Below are 12,871 nucleotides of genomic sequence, written 5' to 3' on the forward strand. Positions count from 1 at the left end.
TCACGGCTATCGCAACGGCCGAGTGGTGAGCATGAAGGAGCCCCGCGCATGACCGTCATTGCCTACATCGCCCTCATCGTGGGCACGAGCATGGAGCGCCTCTATGAGCTGCGCATCTCGAAGCGCAATGCCGCTGCAGCCTTCGAGCGTGGCGGTCGTGAGTATGGTCAGAAGCATTTTCCGTGGATGGTGGCCCTGCACACCGGGCTGCTCATCGCTTGCGTTGTCGAAGTGATCGTCGCCGATCGTCCCTTCCTGTTGTGGCTCGGAATCCCGATGCTCGTGATTACCCTGCTCTGCCAAGCGGCGCGCTACTGGATCATCAACTCGCTTGGCGCTCAGTGGAACACGCGGGTCATCGTCGTGCCCGGGGCCGGCCGCGTGCAGAACCGCGGACCGTACAAGCTGACGTGGCTGCCGCATCCCAACTACCTGGTTGTCGCGATCGAGGGCATTGCATTGCCGCTCGTGCACACCGCGTGGGTCACCGCGATTGTCTTCACGGTGCTGAATGCGGTGCTGCTGTTGGCGTTCCGCATCCCGACCGAAAACCGGGCACTGCGCGAACTGACGCCATGAGTGCGGCGGGTGAGAATGCGGTTGCTGCAGGTGCGGCCGCTGATGTGGTGGCCGAACCGAGCGCTTCGCCGGTCGTCGACGTCATCGTCGTTGGTGGCGGGCCTATCGGTCTCGCCGCCGCCATCAACGCGCGGATGCACGGCCTCACCGCCCTCGTGATCGAACCCCGCACCGGCACCATCGACAAGGCCTGCGGCGAAGGAGTCATGCCCGGCGCCGTCACCGAACTCGCTGCCCTCGGGGTTCACCCGCGCGGGCGCAGGATCGCAGGCATTAGCTATCAAGACGGCACCCGCATCGCCGAACACCGCTTCGCTTCGGATGCCGCGCTCGGTGTTCGTCGCACCGAACTGCACCGGGCGCTCAGCGAACGTGCGGTCGAGCTCGGCGTCGAGTTCGAGCACGGCAAGGTTGAGGCGATCGAGCAAGAGGATGACGGTGAGTCGGGCGGCGCCAAAGCGAGCGCGGTATCCGCGCACCTCGCTGACGGTCGCACTATCGAGGGACGGTGGATGCTCGGCTGCGATGGTCTGCACTCCACGGTGCGGGAGCTGGTTGGTCTGGCCGCGCGCCCTCGCCGCGTGAGGCGACGTGATTCTCGGCGGTTCGGCATCCGGCAGCACTTTGAGGTTGCTCCGTGGAGTGATCTCGTGGAGGTGCATTGGGCGCCGACCGCTGAGCTGTATGTCACGCCGGTGAGCGACACAGAGGTCGGTGTTGCGGTGCTTGGCCCGCGTGGAACGTCGTTCGAGGAGGCGCTGGCGAGTGTGCCGGCGCTCGCCGAACGACTGCGCGGGGCGACTCCCGCATCGACAGTGCGGGGTGCTGGCCCCCTATTCCAGAACACCACTGGGCAACGTGCGGGCCGAGTGCTGCTCGTCGGCGACGCCGCTGGCTACGTTGATGCGATCACGGGGGAGGGCATCCGCTTAGGGCTGGCGGAAGCGCGCGCCGCGATCGAGTGCATTGTCGCCGGCAAACCCGAACGCTACGAACGCGAGTGGCGGCGAGTGACCCGTGATTTCCGGATGCTCACCACCGGGCTCGTGGCCGCTGCAAACTCACCGCTGCGCCGAGCCATCGTGCCGTTCGCCGCGCGACTGCCGCGCGTTTACGGTCGCGTTGTGGAAAGCCTGGCGCGCTAGCTAGGAAGCAACAGCGGCAGCAGTTCTTCTGCCTTCGACACCACAGCGAGCGATCCCTCGGATTCGCCCGGGTTGCCGTAACCCCAGTCGACATAGATCGTGGGGATGTTGTGCTCGGCTGCGCCCTCGATGTCGTAGAAGCGGTCACCGATCATGACCGGGTTGCTCACGTCGGCACCGATCATCTTCAGGCGCGTAAGCGCTTCGGCCACGATGTCTTTCTTGGCGCTGCGAATCTCATCGATCGAGGCACCGGCCATCACACGGAAGTACTGCGTGAGGTTCGCGTGATCCAGAATCACGGATGCGGGAAACTCGGGCTTCGAGGTCGCCAACGACAGCGGAATTCCTGTTGCGTGCAGAGTCTTCAGGACCTTGGCCATGCCGGGGAAAATGGCGCTGCCATTGGCGCTGTTGCCCTCCATGTAGTGGCGGCGGTAGATGGACATAGCTTGAGTCGATTCCACCGCGGTGAAGCCGGCACGGTCACGGAATGAATCCAGCAGGGGCGGCCCGACGTAGGCGCGCAACTCTTCTGCCGAGGGAACCGGGTAGCCCATTTCCTCAAACATGTAGGTGAGCGACGCCGTGATTCCGGGCGCTGAGTCAGCGATCGTGCCGTCAAGGTCAACGAGAATGCAAGTCCAATTAGTAGCCATCGCTACCAGCCTAGGCCGTGTGCCTGAACACTAGAACAACCGCCGGAAGACTAGAACAATCGCATGTTGGGGTCGTCGAGGCCGCGCATCTCGTCGTAATCCAGCAGCACACAGCGGATGCCGCGGTCCTTCGCGAGCGTGCGTGCCTGCGGCTTGATTTCCTGGGCTGCAAAAATGCCCGTGACGGGAGCCAGCAGCGGGTCGCGGTTCATCAGCTCGAGGTAGCGCGTCAGCTGCTCCACGCCATCGATATCGCCGCGGCGCTTGAGCTCCACGGCAACGCTCGCACCCTTCTCATCGGTCGCGAGAATATCAACCGGCCCAATGGCAGTCATGTATTCGCGGCGCACAAGACGGTAGCCGTCACCCAAAATGTCGATGTGCTCGGCCAGCAACTTCTGCAGGTGAGCCTCGACGCCATCCTTTTGTAGTCCGGGGTCGACGCCTAGTTCGTGGCTGGAGTCGTGCAGGATTTCGTGAATCGAGACGATGAGCATGTCGGCCGATTTCGTGTGGGCGACCTTCCAGATCTCGGTGACTCCGGCATCCGACTGCTCAGCTTGGGGCTCAAGGGTGGAAAGCACACAGGGCGGGCTCATCCAGTTGAGCGGCTTGTACGAGAGCGCATCGGAGTGCACGAGCACACTGCCGTCGGCCTTCAGCAACAGCAGTCGCGTCGCGAGGGGCAGGTGGGCACTGAGACGTCCGGCGTAATCAACGGAGCATTTGGCTATGACAAGTCGCACCGTCCTACGGTAGCTGACCGGAGGCAGGATGATCAGCCGATGAGATCAGCTTCGAGAGAGCATCTGCGGCGCATTCCATCTCGCGGGGCCCGCCGTGGCCTTCGTCTTCGATGACGATGAGTTCGCTGCTCTGCCAGCTCTGGTGAAGACGCCAGGGCGTGCTGGTCGGCCCGCTGATGTCGCGACGGCCGTGGATGAGGGTGGCGGGAATCCCCTTGAGGTCTGCGATGCGATCGTAGATTCGCGAGGCGCCGCCGAGAAAACAGTCGTTTGCCCAATAGTGAGTCACGAGGGTGGCGAAGTTCTCCCGATCACGATCGTTGTCGAACAGGGGGCCGGCAACCCAATTGGGGTCCAACGAGACGTGGGTGCTTTCCCACGCCTCCCACCCTCGGGCAGTGTCAGCTCGAATTGTCGCGTCGGGGTCGCGAAGTAGCCGCGCGTACGCGTCGACGGGTCGCTCCCCATCGATGGCTATTGAAGCGAACCGGGCCCACGCCTCCGGGAAGACCGCGCCAACACCTTCGGTGATCCACTCAACTTCTTCACGCGCCCCGGTGGTCACGGCGACGAGCACAAGGCCGGTCACTCTATTCGGATGCTCGAGCGCGTACGCCAACGCTAACGTGCAGCCCCACGAGACGCCGTGCAGAACCCATGTTTTTATGCCGAGGTGCTCGCGCAAAGCTTCGAGGTCGGCAATGAGTGCTTGAGTTGTATTGGTGTCGAGCGAATCGAGTTCGTCGATGGCGAGTGGGGTGCTTCGTCCGCAGCCGCGCTGATCCAATCCAATGATTCGGTACTGCGAGGGGTCGAAGCGCCGCCGGTATCCTCCGCGTCCGAGCCCGCTTCCGGGTCCGCCGTGGAGGTAGATCGCTGCCTGTCCGTGCGGGTGGCCGGACTCTTCCCAATACAGCCGTGCCCCGTCGGGTCGACTCAACCAGTCGTGGAAATCAGGCGTGATGGGGGCGAACACGTCTCTAGCTTAGGAGCGCAACAGGGAACAGTGGTGTCTTGTTTTCGCAGACACTAATAATGAGAATATGCTCCGTAAAGTTGCCAATTCAGAACGTGTTCGGAATAATTGAGTTATGTCAATCGCCACACCGCATCCTGCGATCACCTCTCAAGTGCAGTCGTCAGAGCTGTCGCGCAACTCTGCCGAGGTTTTTCATGCTGCAGAGCGCGGCCCAGTCTTGGTAACACGGCGCGATGCTGAGCCTTTGGTCCTCACCTCCAAAGCCGCGGCAGACGAGACCGATCAGGTTTTGTCGGCAGCTGCTTCGCTTATCGGGGTAGCAGTCATGGTCGATCCAGAGGTTTTTGCTCAACGACTGACTGATGCGTTCCCCTGGGCAGCAGCGCTTTCAGAGAACGAGCGTGCGCTCTTTGCGGACGAACTCATTGCATCGGCGCGAGCGTGTTTTTCGCTCAAACAGCACAACCTTTTCCTAGGCACGCTGAACGGCTGGCGCGGCACTGCCGAGGCCTACGCTGCTGGGTTGCGAAACGTGTCTAACGACTGGCTCGATGTCGCGGCAGAAGTCACCGACCCGCGCGCGTCTTGAGCCCCAAGAACCAATCGGTGCCGCGACCGATCAAGAGAGCTGAGTTCGCGATCGTTTGTGCGACCGCCTCCGCCGAAAAGGGCTGGCGTGACGTTCGTGCGACCCAACTCAATGCGGTTGTTGACGCGTGGGACCGCCTTACGCGCGATCCGCAGAGCATCGACGGCACTTGTCATCCGCTCAAAGGCGATCTAGCGGTAGTGGTGCGCGCAGGTATAAGTCACGATCAATGGCAGTATGAACTCAAAAATGGCGCGCGCATCTGGTTTTACGTCGAGGGCAAAACCGTAAACCTAGTTGCTGTCCACACAGCGCACCCGAATCAAACGAAGTAGACCCCCGAGAAACATCGAAGAAGCTGCTCCGCGCTATTTGCCGGGGCGCTTGCGCTTGAACTTGCCCAAGCCGCGTCGTTCGTTCTCTCGCTGAGCCTCTTCGATCTGCTCGGGCGTGATCACGAAGTGCATTTCTGTGGTCGCAATACTGACGGCAGCGGATGTTGGACCCGGCGAAGAGAAGTCGATGTAGCTGTAAGCGTGGCGGCCTGCCAGCTCGCGGGCGTACGGCGAAAGTAGCCCAGAAATGATGGCGAGAACAACGATGAGCAGCAGAGCATTCAGCACGCCGACTTGGTCACTGAGTACACCAATCATGGGCGGTCCAATGAGGGTTGACGCGTACGCAATCGTCGCGACGGCGGTGACTCTGGCGGTGGCGCGCTTGGGGTCGTCGGCAGCGGCCGAGATTCCCACGGGGAAACCGAGCGCGGCGCCCGCGCCCCACAGTGCGGTGCCCACAACGGCGAGCCAGACAGCAGGCGAGAAGATGACGAGAAGCAGGCCAGCAGCGGCCAGACCAGCGGATGCGCGCAGCACGGGCACGCGGCCAAAGCGGTCAAGGGCGCGAACTCCGAAGAAGCGGGTTGCGGTCATGGCGGTCACGAAGACACCGAAGATGAGGGTGCCGAAGGCGTTGGAGATTTCGTAGCCATCAACCATGGCGAGCGCGAGCCAGTCAATGGCCGAGCCTTCAGCGAAGGCCATGCCGAGCACGATGATGCCGATCAGGATGGTGCGTGGTTCAAGCCAGACACTCTTGAGCTTCGGTGCGGTCAGCTCTCCGGCGGCGATCTTTATCTCAACCGTGTTCGGCGGGGGATCCGCCAGACGCTCCGGAAGGATGAACGCGGAAACGACCAGTGCGGTGATCAGCACGATTATCGACACCACGATCAGGTGGGTGGCGAGAGGGACGTGCAGAGCTTCCGCCGCCGCTCCAAATCCAGCCCCGGCCATCGTGCCGAGACTGTAAAACCCGTGCAGAGTGGGCATGCTCGAACGGCCGAGCAGCCGTTCATTGGCGGTGCCCGACAGGTTAATAGCGACGTCGTACGTGCTGAAGGCCAAGCCGAACACGGCGAGCGAAATCACGGCGCCAAAGAAGCTTCCGACGAGCCCGATGATGATCGCGGTGGCCGCGAGGGACGCGACAAACAGCAGAACGCACGCCCGCACCACGATCCGAGCGCCGAACCGTTCAACGAGCTTGCCGGCAACGACGAGCCCCAAGAGCGACCCGATGGCGAGCCCAAACAGCAGCACGCCGATTTCGGAGTGACTGGCATCAAAGGTGTCGCGAACGGTCGGAATGCGACCAACCCAACTGGCAAAGGAAAAGCCAGCGAGCGCGAAGAGGGTTGCAATCGCATTGCGCCACGAAAGCACTTGGTGGGTGGTGAGGCCGTGGGGAAGAGATGGTGGTGTGGCGGCCGAGTCAGAGGCTGTCATCAGTTAAGTGTAGGCCTATCCACTGGTCTTCGATTCGCAGCTAATCCTTGTAAAGAACGCTCTAGGCTGGGGTGCATGAGTGCCGAATCGTCATTGCCTTCCGGAATTGCCGTCAACGATCTTGATGAGAAGGTGCGCCCTCAAGACGATCTCTTTCGCCATGTGAATGGCGCCTGGATTGACCGCACCGAGATTCCCTCAGACAAGGCTCGCTACGGCTCCTTCATGGTGCTCGCCGAAGAAGCCGAAGAGGCTGTGCGCGACATCATCATCGAATCGCAGTCCGCTGAGCCTGGCACCGAAGCACGCAAGGTCGGCGACCTCTACGCCAGCTTCCTTGACGAGGCCCGTGCCGACGAACTCGGCGCCACCCCCATCGCACCGCAGCTCGCAGAAGCCGCCGCCGTCGACTCCATCCCCACTTTGCTGAGCACTCTCGGTCGCCTCGAACGCGGCGGCACGAGCGGGTTCTTCCAACTCTTCGTCGACAACGACCCTGGCAACCCCGAGCGCTACCTCGTCTTCCTCGAACAGGGCGGCCTTGGTCTTCCTGATGAGTCGTACTACCGCGAAGAAAAGTTCGCCGAAATCCTCGCCAAGTACGAAACCTTTATTGAGCGGATGCTCACGCTCGCCGGTCTCGATGCCCCCGCTGAGCGTGCCGCCCGCATCGTCGCCCTCGAAACCGAGATCGCGTCGAAGCATTGGGATAACGTCGCCAACCGCGATAGCGAAAAGACGTACAACCCGATGACGTGGCAGGCTGCCAATGACCTCACGGGCGCGATCGACTTGAACGTGTGGCTCGACGCCATCGATGTTCCCGCCCACGCCTTCGACGAGGTTGTTGTGCGTCAACCCAGCTTCGCCGAAGGGCTCGAGGCCGTGCTGAGTGACGACCACCTGCAGGCGTGGCGTGACTGGTTGTCGTGGCAGGTCATCCGCACGAACGCCGCGTATCTTTCTGGCGAATTCGTTGAAGCCAACTTCGACTTCTACGGCCGTACGCTGTCGGGCACGCCCCAACTTCGTGCTCGCTGGAAGCGCGGCGTCTCGCTGGTTGAAGGAGTGCTTGGCGAAGCCGTCGGCAAGATTTACGTTGAGCGCCACTTCCCGCCGACGGCGAAGGCGGCGATGGATGTGCTCGTCGCTAACCTCGTTGAGGCTTACCGTCAGTCGATCACCGAGCTCGAATGGATGAGCCCAACCACGCGTGAGCGTGCTCTCAACAAGCTCGACAAGTTCACTCCCAAGATTGGTTTCCCCGCCAAGTGGCGCGACTACTCCACGCTCGAGATCAGCGCGGATGACCTCGCGGGCAACGTACGGGCAGCCAACGAGTTCGAGTTCCAGCGTGAGCTCGGCAAAATTGGCAAAGAGCTCGACCGCGACGAGTGGTTCATGACTCCCCAAACCATCAACGCGTATTACAACCCCGGCTTCAACGAGATCGTGTTCCCCGCCGCCATCCTGCAGTACCCGTTCTTTGACGAGGGTCGGGATGACGCCGCCAACTACGCGGCCATCGGTGCCGTCATCGGGCACGAGATTGGCCACGGTTTCGACGACCAGGGTTCCAAATACGATGGCGACGGTCGCCTCATCGACTGGTGGACTCCCGAAGACAAGGCCGCGTTCGAAGAGCGCACCAAATCGCTCATCGCTCAGTACGACGCGCTTGCTCCTGCTCAAGTTCCCGAGCACCACGTCAATGGGTCGCTCACGATTGGCGAGAACATCGGCGACCTCGGCGGGCTCGCGATCGCGTGGAAGGCTTACCAACTCTCTCTCGACGGAGCCGAAGCTCCCGTCATCGACGACCTCACCGGCGCGCAGCGATTCTTCATGTCTTGGGCGCAGGCGTGGCAGCAAAAGGGACGCGATGAAGAGGTGATTCGCTTGCTCGCAATCGATCCTCATTCGCCGAACGAGTTCCGATGCAACCAAATTGTTCGCAATCTTGACGCGTTCTATGAGACATTTGGTGTTACGAAATCCGATTCGTTGTGGCTGGACCCGAAAGATCGCGTCACTATTTGGTAGAGATCGAGCAAACCCGAGAACGCCGGAATCGCATTCGCACCCCCCGAGTTGCGAAGCATGCCGGAACTGGAGAAGTACCCAACTTCACCAGTACCTTTGACGCGCTTGGAAAACTGAAGCTTGCCGATCGCAGCGTGCGCGTATCTGCCAGTGCCGTTGACATCAACACTGGCAAGACGATCCTCAGTATCGACGATCGCGTGGAGCTTCCCACGGCCAGCATCGGCAAAATCCTGCTGCTCATCGAAGTAGCGGCGCGATTCGATAGCCGAGACTTTGCGCCCTACGGCATCCTCGACAAAGTGCCCGGCGCATCCGTTGGCTCTGCCGGCCTCTGGCAACACTTGCAAGCACCATCGCTACCTGTTGCCGACTTGGCCGCGCTCGTTGGCGCCACCAATGACAACCTGGCGACCAACATTTTGCTGCGCCAGATCGGTTTGGATGCCGTGCGAGCCCGCACCGAATCCCTCGGTCTCACTAAGACAGCACTCCTCGATCTCGTGCGCGACACTCGCGGACCCGACGACGCACCCCAGCTCTCCGTCGGTTCCGCCGTGGAACTCAGCTGGCTATTTGGTGCGCTCGCCCGCGGGGAAATTGTGAACTCGATCGCCAGTCAGCGCGTGCTCGGCTGGCTCTCGCTCAACGCGGACCTGTCACTCGTGGCGAGCGCGTTTGGGCTTGATCCTCTCGCTCACCGCGGAGCAGACCACAACACTCTGCTCGTGAACAAGACCGGAATCGACCAGGGCGTGCGAGCGGAAGCCGGCGCGCTCAGAGGCAACAAGCGTGCGGTCGCCTACGCGGCATCCATCCAGTTTGATGACAAAGACATTCGGTCACGGTTGCGAGTGATCGAGGCGATGCGCACCTTCGGTTTCGACCTGCTGGAGTACGTGCACTAAGCAGCACCCCGCGGCTAGCGACGGAAGCGTGCTTTAAGCCGCGAGAAAATGCCCTCTTTCGAGGCTTCCGTCTCAGGCAGCCGAATCACGTCTGCGGTCGTATCGACCGTGTGAGTCAGCAGCCCCATCAGTTCAAACGTGGACACCAGCCGGCGCGCTTCATCTTCGGGAACGTGCGCAAGGGAGGCGAGTTCGGTGATGGTCAAGTAGGCGGCGCCGAGCATTGCCGTCATGCTCATCTGGTCTGTGGTGTGGGTGAGCGTGGTGAGGTTCGGCCAGCGACGCAGTTTGAAACGAGCACCGGAGAGGCTGAGCGGATCAAACGACTCGGGCTGAGCTTGCGTGCCGATGAGCCAGATGAGAGGTTCCCAATCGCGGCCGGCCTCACTGTGATGAATGGCGAGCGTGCGCGTGACCGTCTCGACGTCACCGTCGGTGGTCGTTTCGGACAGTTTTTCGAGCGGCTGAGCCCACCAGTAGACGCCACCGCGGGGATCAATGACCAGAGTGGGAGCGTCGGCGAAGCGGAGCTCCACGAGAGGATCCGTCGAAGAGTGGACGGCTTCCGTGATGGCACGGTTGAGTGCATTCCACGTGGCTGCCGGGAGCGCGATGTCGACACTGCCCTTGCGACGCTTGCCAGGCGAGGTCGCCGAAGAGGCGGCATCCGCTCGGTTGTTGTCGTCTTCAATCGGCGTCACGTCGAGGATTTGTGCTGTCGCTCGCCGTGGCGCACTGGGTGCAGCCGTGGCTGTAACGGTGGATGCCGTGCGTGCCATTGCAGGCATGGACGGAGCCGTAGAGGCGCTGGCGTTCGCATGATCACGGGCGCTCTTGCGCGGCGCTGGGTGAATGACGAGTACGTCGGGGTCCGTGGCAGTGGCGGGAGCGCTGACGTTGAACTGTTCTTCATCGATCGTGACGTTCGGTGGTGTTGGCGTGCTGTCGAGAGCCGAAACGTGTTCGGTCCATGCGGTGGAGTCCCACCAGCGAAGCTGCAGACCACCGAGCGGGTCGCGGTACCACCCAGCGGGGATACTGGTTCCGTCGGTCATGATGATTCCTTCTGAGCAGTGAAGCCTGCTGTGGCGGTCATCGGATGACCGCCACAGCGAGTGGATTTTTAGAGGCCGAGGCTGGAGTCGGCGGTCTTGACGTTGATGCGTGCAAGCGCGAGGTTGGACTTCGCCTTGTCGAGCACGAAGTAGATGAAGACCTCGGGGTTCGATGCCAGCGGGCGGATGATGTGGTACTGGCTCGAGAGCGTGATGAGGATGTCATCGATGGAGTCCTTGAGGCCGAGAGCCTTCATGGTCTTGAGCTTCGCGCGCACTACCTCGGTGTTGCCGGCTGCTGCTGCATCGAGGTCGATGCCGCTTCCCGCGCTTCCGAGCAGCATGCCCGAGCCACTGTCGACAACTGCGGCGGCCATGGCGCCGTCGGTCTCGAGAAGCGTTGCGAGGGTTTCGGTGATGTTTGACATTGTGTTCTCCGTTTTTGGTGTCGGGTTGGTGGTACTTCTAGTGGTGCGTGGTTTACGCGATGAGCTCGGCCATGCGACGCGCGGCTATGCGTGCGATCGAGAGGCCCTTGCCCAAAGTTTCGTGAGTGTCGAACAGCGCGGCGAGCACGATGGGGTGCCCTTGTACGCGCAGTTGGATGACGTGGCCGAGTTCGGATGCAATGATCACGTACTCGTTGGTGCCGATTTTCAGTTCGTGGGCGACAGCGTCGCTGAGTGCTTGCACTGAGCTGGACATGCTGGCGAAACGTCCGCCATCAGCGTGGGAGTCGTTGAGGTGAACGATCTCGAAGCCGTCATCGGTGAGCAGCGCGGCGAACGTGAGCGAGCTCGCGAGGTCTTGCATTTCGGCGAGGGTGACATTGCCGGCTTCGATGTGGACGGGGTTCAGGTGCGACGCGATGGCAGCGGTGGGCGCAGGGGTGAGGTTCATTAGATGTTCTCGGAGATCGGTGTCGGGGCAGGTGCAAGGAGTTCACGCATTTCGACACTGGCAACGAGGGTCAGCAGCAGGGTGCGCATCTCTTCGGCATTGCGAGGGTCGACGGTGAACACGGGAATCAGCTGGTCGGGGGACGCAGCGGTGAGCGCGGCCGAATAGTCGGCAACGCTGGGTGTTTCAGAAACGTCAGACTTGGTGACGCCGATGACGACGGCGCCGCGGGCGTGAAGCTCACGGAAGTCGTTGAGGTAGTCGAGAAGCAGCGCGACCGAGTCAGGTGCATCGTTGTTGATGAGAAGAAGGAGACCACGTGCGCGGCCGGCCAAAATTGACCACATGAAATCGAAACGCTTTTGTCCTGGAACGCCGTAGAGGCGAACCTTCGTGACGTCGTCAATGGTGATCTCGCCGTAGTCGAGCGCGACCGTTGTGGTCTCTTTGTCCGCTGTCTCGCGATCAGTGTTGGTAGCCTCAGTGGACACCACGTCGATCTCGCTCAAACTGCGAATAGCGGTCGTCTTGCCGGAGCCCATGGGGCCAGCAAACAAAACGACATGCTCAGACATAGATCTCTTTCGGTTGGTTAGTGGTTCGGAGCGAACGCCCGATCAGATGGGCGTGAAAAATGTGCGAAACGATCGGTCATCGCTTGTGGCGTTAATAGAATCGGCGCTGCTCTAAATCTTCACGAGTCCCCACTTGGGGGACGTGAGAATGGAGCCCGCAGAAAACTGCACCAGAACGTTCTGTCTGTCCCCATCATTGGGTGTAAGTTTTACTCGAAAAACCGGGGGGTTTGCCGACTAGAACGCTGGTGCGAAAGCGCTAGTTGTGCCGGTGTGCGGCCCATTCGCGGTCGAGAATTGCGTAAATTCCGGTGTCGGCCCACGCGGCCTTGAACCACATATCTTCTACGTGATGTGCTTCATGCCGCATGCCAAGGGCGAGACACAAACGAACGGAATCGTCGTTTCGGGGATCCAAGTTGGCGAAAACTCGGTGCAGCTTCAACGTGTCAAAAGCGAGATCGAGCAGAGCGGCTGCTGCCTCCCGGGCATAGCCCTTGCCCTGAAAATCAGGATGCAGAGCCCACCCGATCTCGGCATTCGAATCCTCAGCACTCTCGATCTTGAAATACAGGGTTCCGATCATCACCGGGCGGCGCTCGCGGTAGTGAGCTGAGGGCTCCGCACCCGCAGCAACAGGAGGAACAGCATCCGGCAACTCGATTGCCAGCTGCACATAATCGTCAGTCTCGGCGAGAACTTCGCTCGCTGTCCACTCGGCGATCTTTTTGATTATTGTGGCGCGGTCGCGGGGCTCATAGAGCATGTAGGTGGTGAGCTCGGGGTCTGACTGCTGGGCGTGCAGGTCATCGATATCGTGCTCGCTGGGCGTGAGGCGGCGCAGCACAAGGCGCTCGGTGTGCAGAGGAACTGTTGACTCATACGGTTTCATGCGAGCCCATCATC

Annotated in this window: 15 protein-coding genes; 6 read left to right on the plus strand and 9 right to left on the minus strand. The window is 61.3% G+C overall.

Annotation, left to right across the window (positions count from 1 at the left end):
- Positions 1-48: 48 nt before the first annotated feature.
- Both I6E56_RS09105 and I6E56_RS09110 read left to right on the plus strand, forming a co-directional pair.
- Entirely contained in the window at positions 49-579 is a 531-nt protein-coding gene (locus I6E56_RS09105; protein WP_100387739.1) for an isoprenylcysteine carboxyl methyltransferase family protein, read from the plus strand.
- Positions 576-1,724: an NAD(P)/FAD-dependent oxidoreductase gene (locus I6E56_RS09110; protein ID WP_231606295.1), complete on the plus strand. Its 1,149-nt coding sequence runs from the start codon at positions 576-578 to the stop codon at positions 1,722-1,724. The genes I6E56_RS09105 and I6E56_RS09110 overlap by 4 nt, the downstream gene beginning before the upstream one ends.
- On the opposite strand, the gene I6E56_RS09115 is transcribed toward I6E56_RS09110, so the two are convergent.
- The 3 genes from I6E56_RS09115 to I6E56_RS09125 are packed head-to-tail and all read right to left on the minus strand — an operon-like array spanning position 1,721 to position 4,105.
- Positions 1,721-2,383, minus strand: coding sequence for an HAD hydrolase-like protein (locus tag I6E56_RS09115; protein WP_197137497.1), 663 nt, complete (start codon positions 2,381-2,383; stop codon positions 1,721-1,723). The genes I6E56_RS09110 and I6E56_RS09115 overlap by 4 nt on opposite strands.
- Before the next feature lie 50 nt (positions 2,384-2,433).
- On the minus strand, positions 2,434-3,129 hold the full coding sequence (nucS, locus tag I6E56_RS09120) for an endonuclease NucS (protein ID WP_197137499.1): 696 nt from the start codon (positions 3,127-3,129) through the stop codon (positions 2,434-2,436).
- A gap of 4 nt (positions 3,130-3,133) precedes the next feature.
- Entirely contained in the window at positions 3,134-4,105 is a 972-nt protein-coding gene (locus I6E56_RS09125; protein ID WP_197137502.1) for an alpha/beta fold hydrolase, read from the minus strand.
- A 115-nt stretch (positions 4,106-4,220) separates the two neighbouring features.
- On the opposite strand from I6E56_RS09125, the gene I6E56_RS09130 reads away from it, so the two are divergent.
- A complete protein-coding gene (locus I6E56_RS09130; protein ID WP_197137504.1) occupies positions 4,221-4,697 on the plus strand; it encodes a hypothetical protein in 477 nt (158 codons plus the stop codon).
- Between the two features lie 17 nt (positions 4,698-4,714).
- A complete protein-coding gene (locus I6E56_RS09135; RefSeq protein WP_197137506.1) occupies positions 4,715-5,032 on the plus strand; it encodes a hypothetical protein in 318 nt (105 codons plus the stop codon).
- A gap of 33 nt (positions 5,033-5,065) precedes the next feature.
- On the opposite strand, the gene I6E56_RS09140 is transcribed toward I6E56_RS09135, so the two are convergent.
- Positions 5,066-6,484, minus strand: coding sequence for an MFS transporter (locus I6E56_RS09140; protein WP_197137508.1), 1,419 nt, complete (start codon positions 6,482-6,484; stop codon positions 5,066-5,068).
- Positions 6,485-6,559: 75 nt separating this feature from the next.
- Here I6E56_RS09140 and I6E56_RS09145 point away from each other — a divergent pair, with 75 nt between their 5' ends.
- A complete protein-coding gene (locus I6E56_RS09145) occupies positions 6,560-8,527 on the plus strand; it encodes a M13 family metallopeptidase (protein ID WP_197137510.1) in 1,968 nt (655 codons plus the stop codon).
- On the plus strand, positions 8,521-9,435 hold the full coding sequence (locus I6E56_RS09150) for a serine hydrolase (RefSeq protein ID WP_197138278.1): 915 nt from the start codon (positions 8,521-8,523) through the stop codon (positions 9,433-9,435). Before I6E56_RS09145 ends, I6E56_RS09150 begins: the two co-directional genes overlap by 7 nt.
- A gap of 14 nt (positions 9,436-9,449) precedes the next feature.
- Here I6E56_RS09150 and I6E56_RS09155 read toward each other — a convergent pair whose 3' ends face one another.
- The 5 genes from I6E56_RS09155 to I6E56_RS09175 all read right to left on the minus strand — a co-directional run bounded on the left by I6E56_RS09155 (position 9,450) and on the right by I6E56_RS09175 (position 12,857).
- Positions 9,450-10,490 carry a DUF2510 domain-containing protein gene (locus I6E56_RS09155; RefSeq protein WP_197137512.1) on the minus strand — a complete coding sequence of 347 codons (1,041 nt, stop codon included), beginning with the start codon at positions 10,488-10,490 and terminating at the stop codon, positions 9,450-9,452.
- Positions 10,491-10,558: 68 nt separating this feature from the next.
- Complete coding sequence (locus I6E56_RS09160; RefSeq protein WP_197137514.1) at positions 10,559-10,918, minus strand: hypothetical protein; 360 nt, start codon at positions 10,916-10,918, stop codon at positions 10,559-10,561.
- A gap of 52 nt (positions 10,919-10,970) precedes the next feature.
- Positions 10,971-11,390 carry a roadblock/LC7 domain-containing protein gene (locus I6E56_RS09165; protein WP_197137516.1) on the minus strand — a complete coding sequence of 140 codons (420 nt, stop codon included), beginning with the start codon at positions 11,388-11,390 and terminating at the stop codon, positions 10,971-10,973.
- Positions 11,390-11,965 carry an ATP/GTP-binding protein gene (locus tag I6E56_RS09170; RefSeq protein ID WP_197137518.1) on the minus strand — a complete coding sequence of 192 codons (576 nt, stop codon included), beginning with the start codon at positions 11,963-11,965 and terminating at the stop codon, positions 11,390-11,392. The genes I6E56_RS09165 and I6E56_RS09170 overlap by 1 nt, the downstream gene beginning before the upstream one ends.
- 259 nt (positions 11,966-12,224) lie before the next feature.
- A complete protein-coding gene (locus tag I6E56_RS09175; RefSeq protein WP_197137520.1) occupies positions 12,225-12,857 on the minus strand; it encodes a GNAT family N-acetyltransferase in 633 nt (210 codons plus the stop codon).
- Between the last annotated feature and the right edge of the window lie 14 nt (positions 12,858-12,871).

It is taken from the genome of Salinibacterium sp. NK8237 (genome assembly GCF_015864955.1).
Lineage (GTDB): Bacteria > Actinomycetota > Actinomycetes > Actinomycetales > Microbacteriaceae > Rhodoglobus.

Coding starts and splice junctions, on each gene's coding strand:
- I6E56_RS09110 (WP_231606295.1), top strand. CDS start 576: ATGAGTGCGGCGGGTGAGAATGCGGTTGCTGCAGGTGCGGCCGCTGAT.
- I6E56_RS09155 (WP_197137512.1), bottom strand. CDS start 10,490: ATGACCGACGGAACCAGTATCCCCGCTGGGTGGTACCGCGACCCGCTC.
- I6E56_RS09170 (WP_197137518.1), bottom strand. CDS start 11,965: ATGTCTGAGCATGTCGTTTTGTTTGCTGGCCCCATGGGCTCCGGCAAG.
- I6E56_RS09165 (WP_197137516.1), bottom strand. CDS start 11,390: ATGAACCTCACCCCTGCGCCCACCGCTGCCATCGCGTCGCACCTGAAC.
- I6E56_RS09115 (WP_197137497.1), bottom strand. CDS start 2,383: ATGGCTACTAATTGGACTTGCATTCTCGTTGACCTTGACGGCACGATC.
- I6E56_RS09145 (WP_197137510.1), top strand. CDS start 6,560: ATGAGTGCCGAATCGTCATTGCCTTCCGGAATTGCCGTCAACGATCTT.
- I6E56_RS09140 (WP_197137508.1), bottom strand. CDS start 6,484: ATGACAGCCTCTGACTCGGCCGCCACACCACCATCTCTTCCCCACGGC.
- I6E56_RS09130 (WP_197137504.1), top strand. CDS start 4,221: ATGTCAATCGCCACACCGCATCCTGCGATCACCTCTCAAGTGCAGTCG.
- I6E56_RS09160 (WP_197137514.1), bottom strand. CDS start 10,918: ATGTCAAACATCACCGAAACCCTCGCAACGCTTCTCGAGACCGACGGC.
- I6E56_RS09175 (WP_197137520.1), bottom strand. CDS start 12,857: ATGAAACCGTATGAGTCAACAGTTCCTCTGCACACCGAGCGCCTTGTG.
- I6E56_RS09105 (WP_100387739.1), top strand. CDS start 49: ATGACCGTCATTGCCTACATCGCCCTCATCGTGGGCACGAGCATGGAG.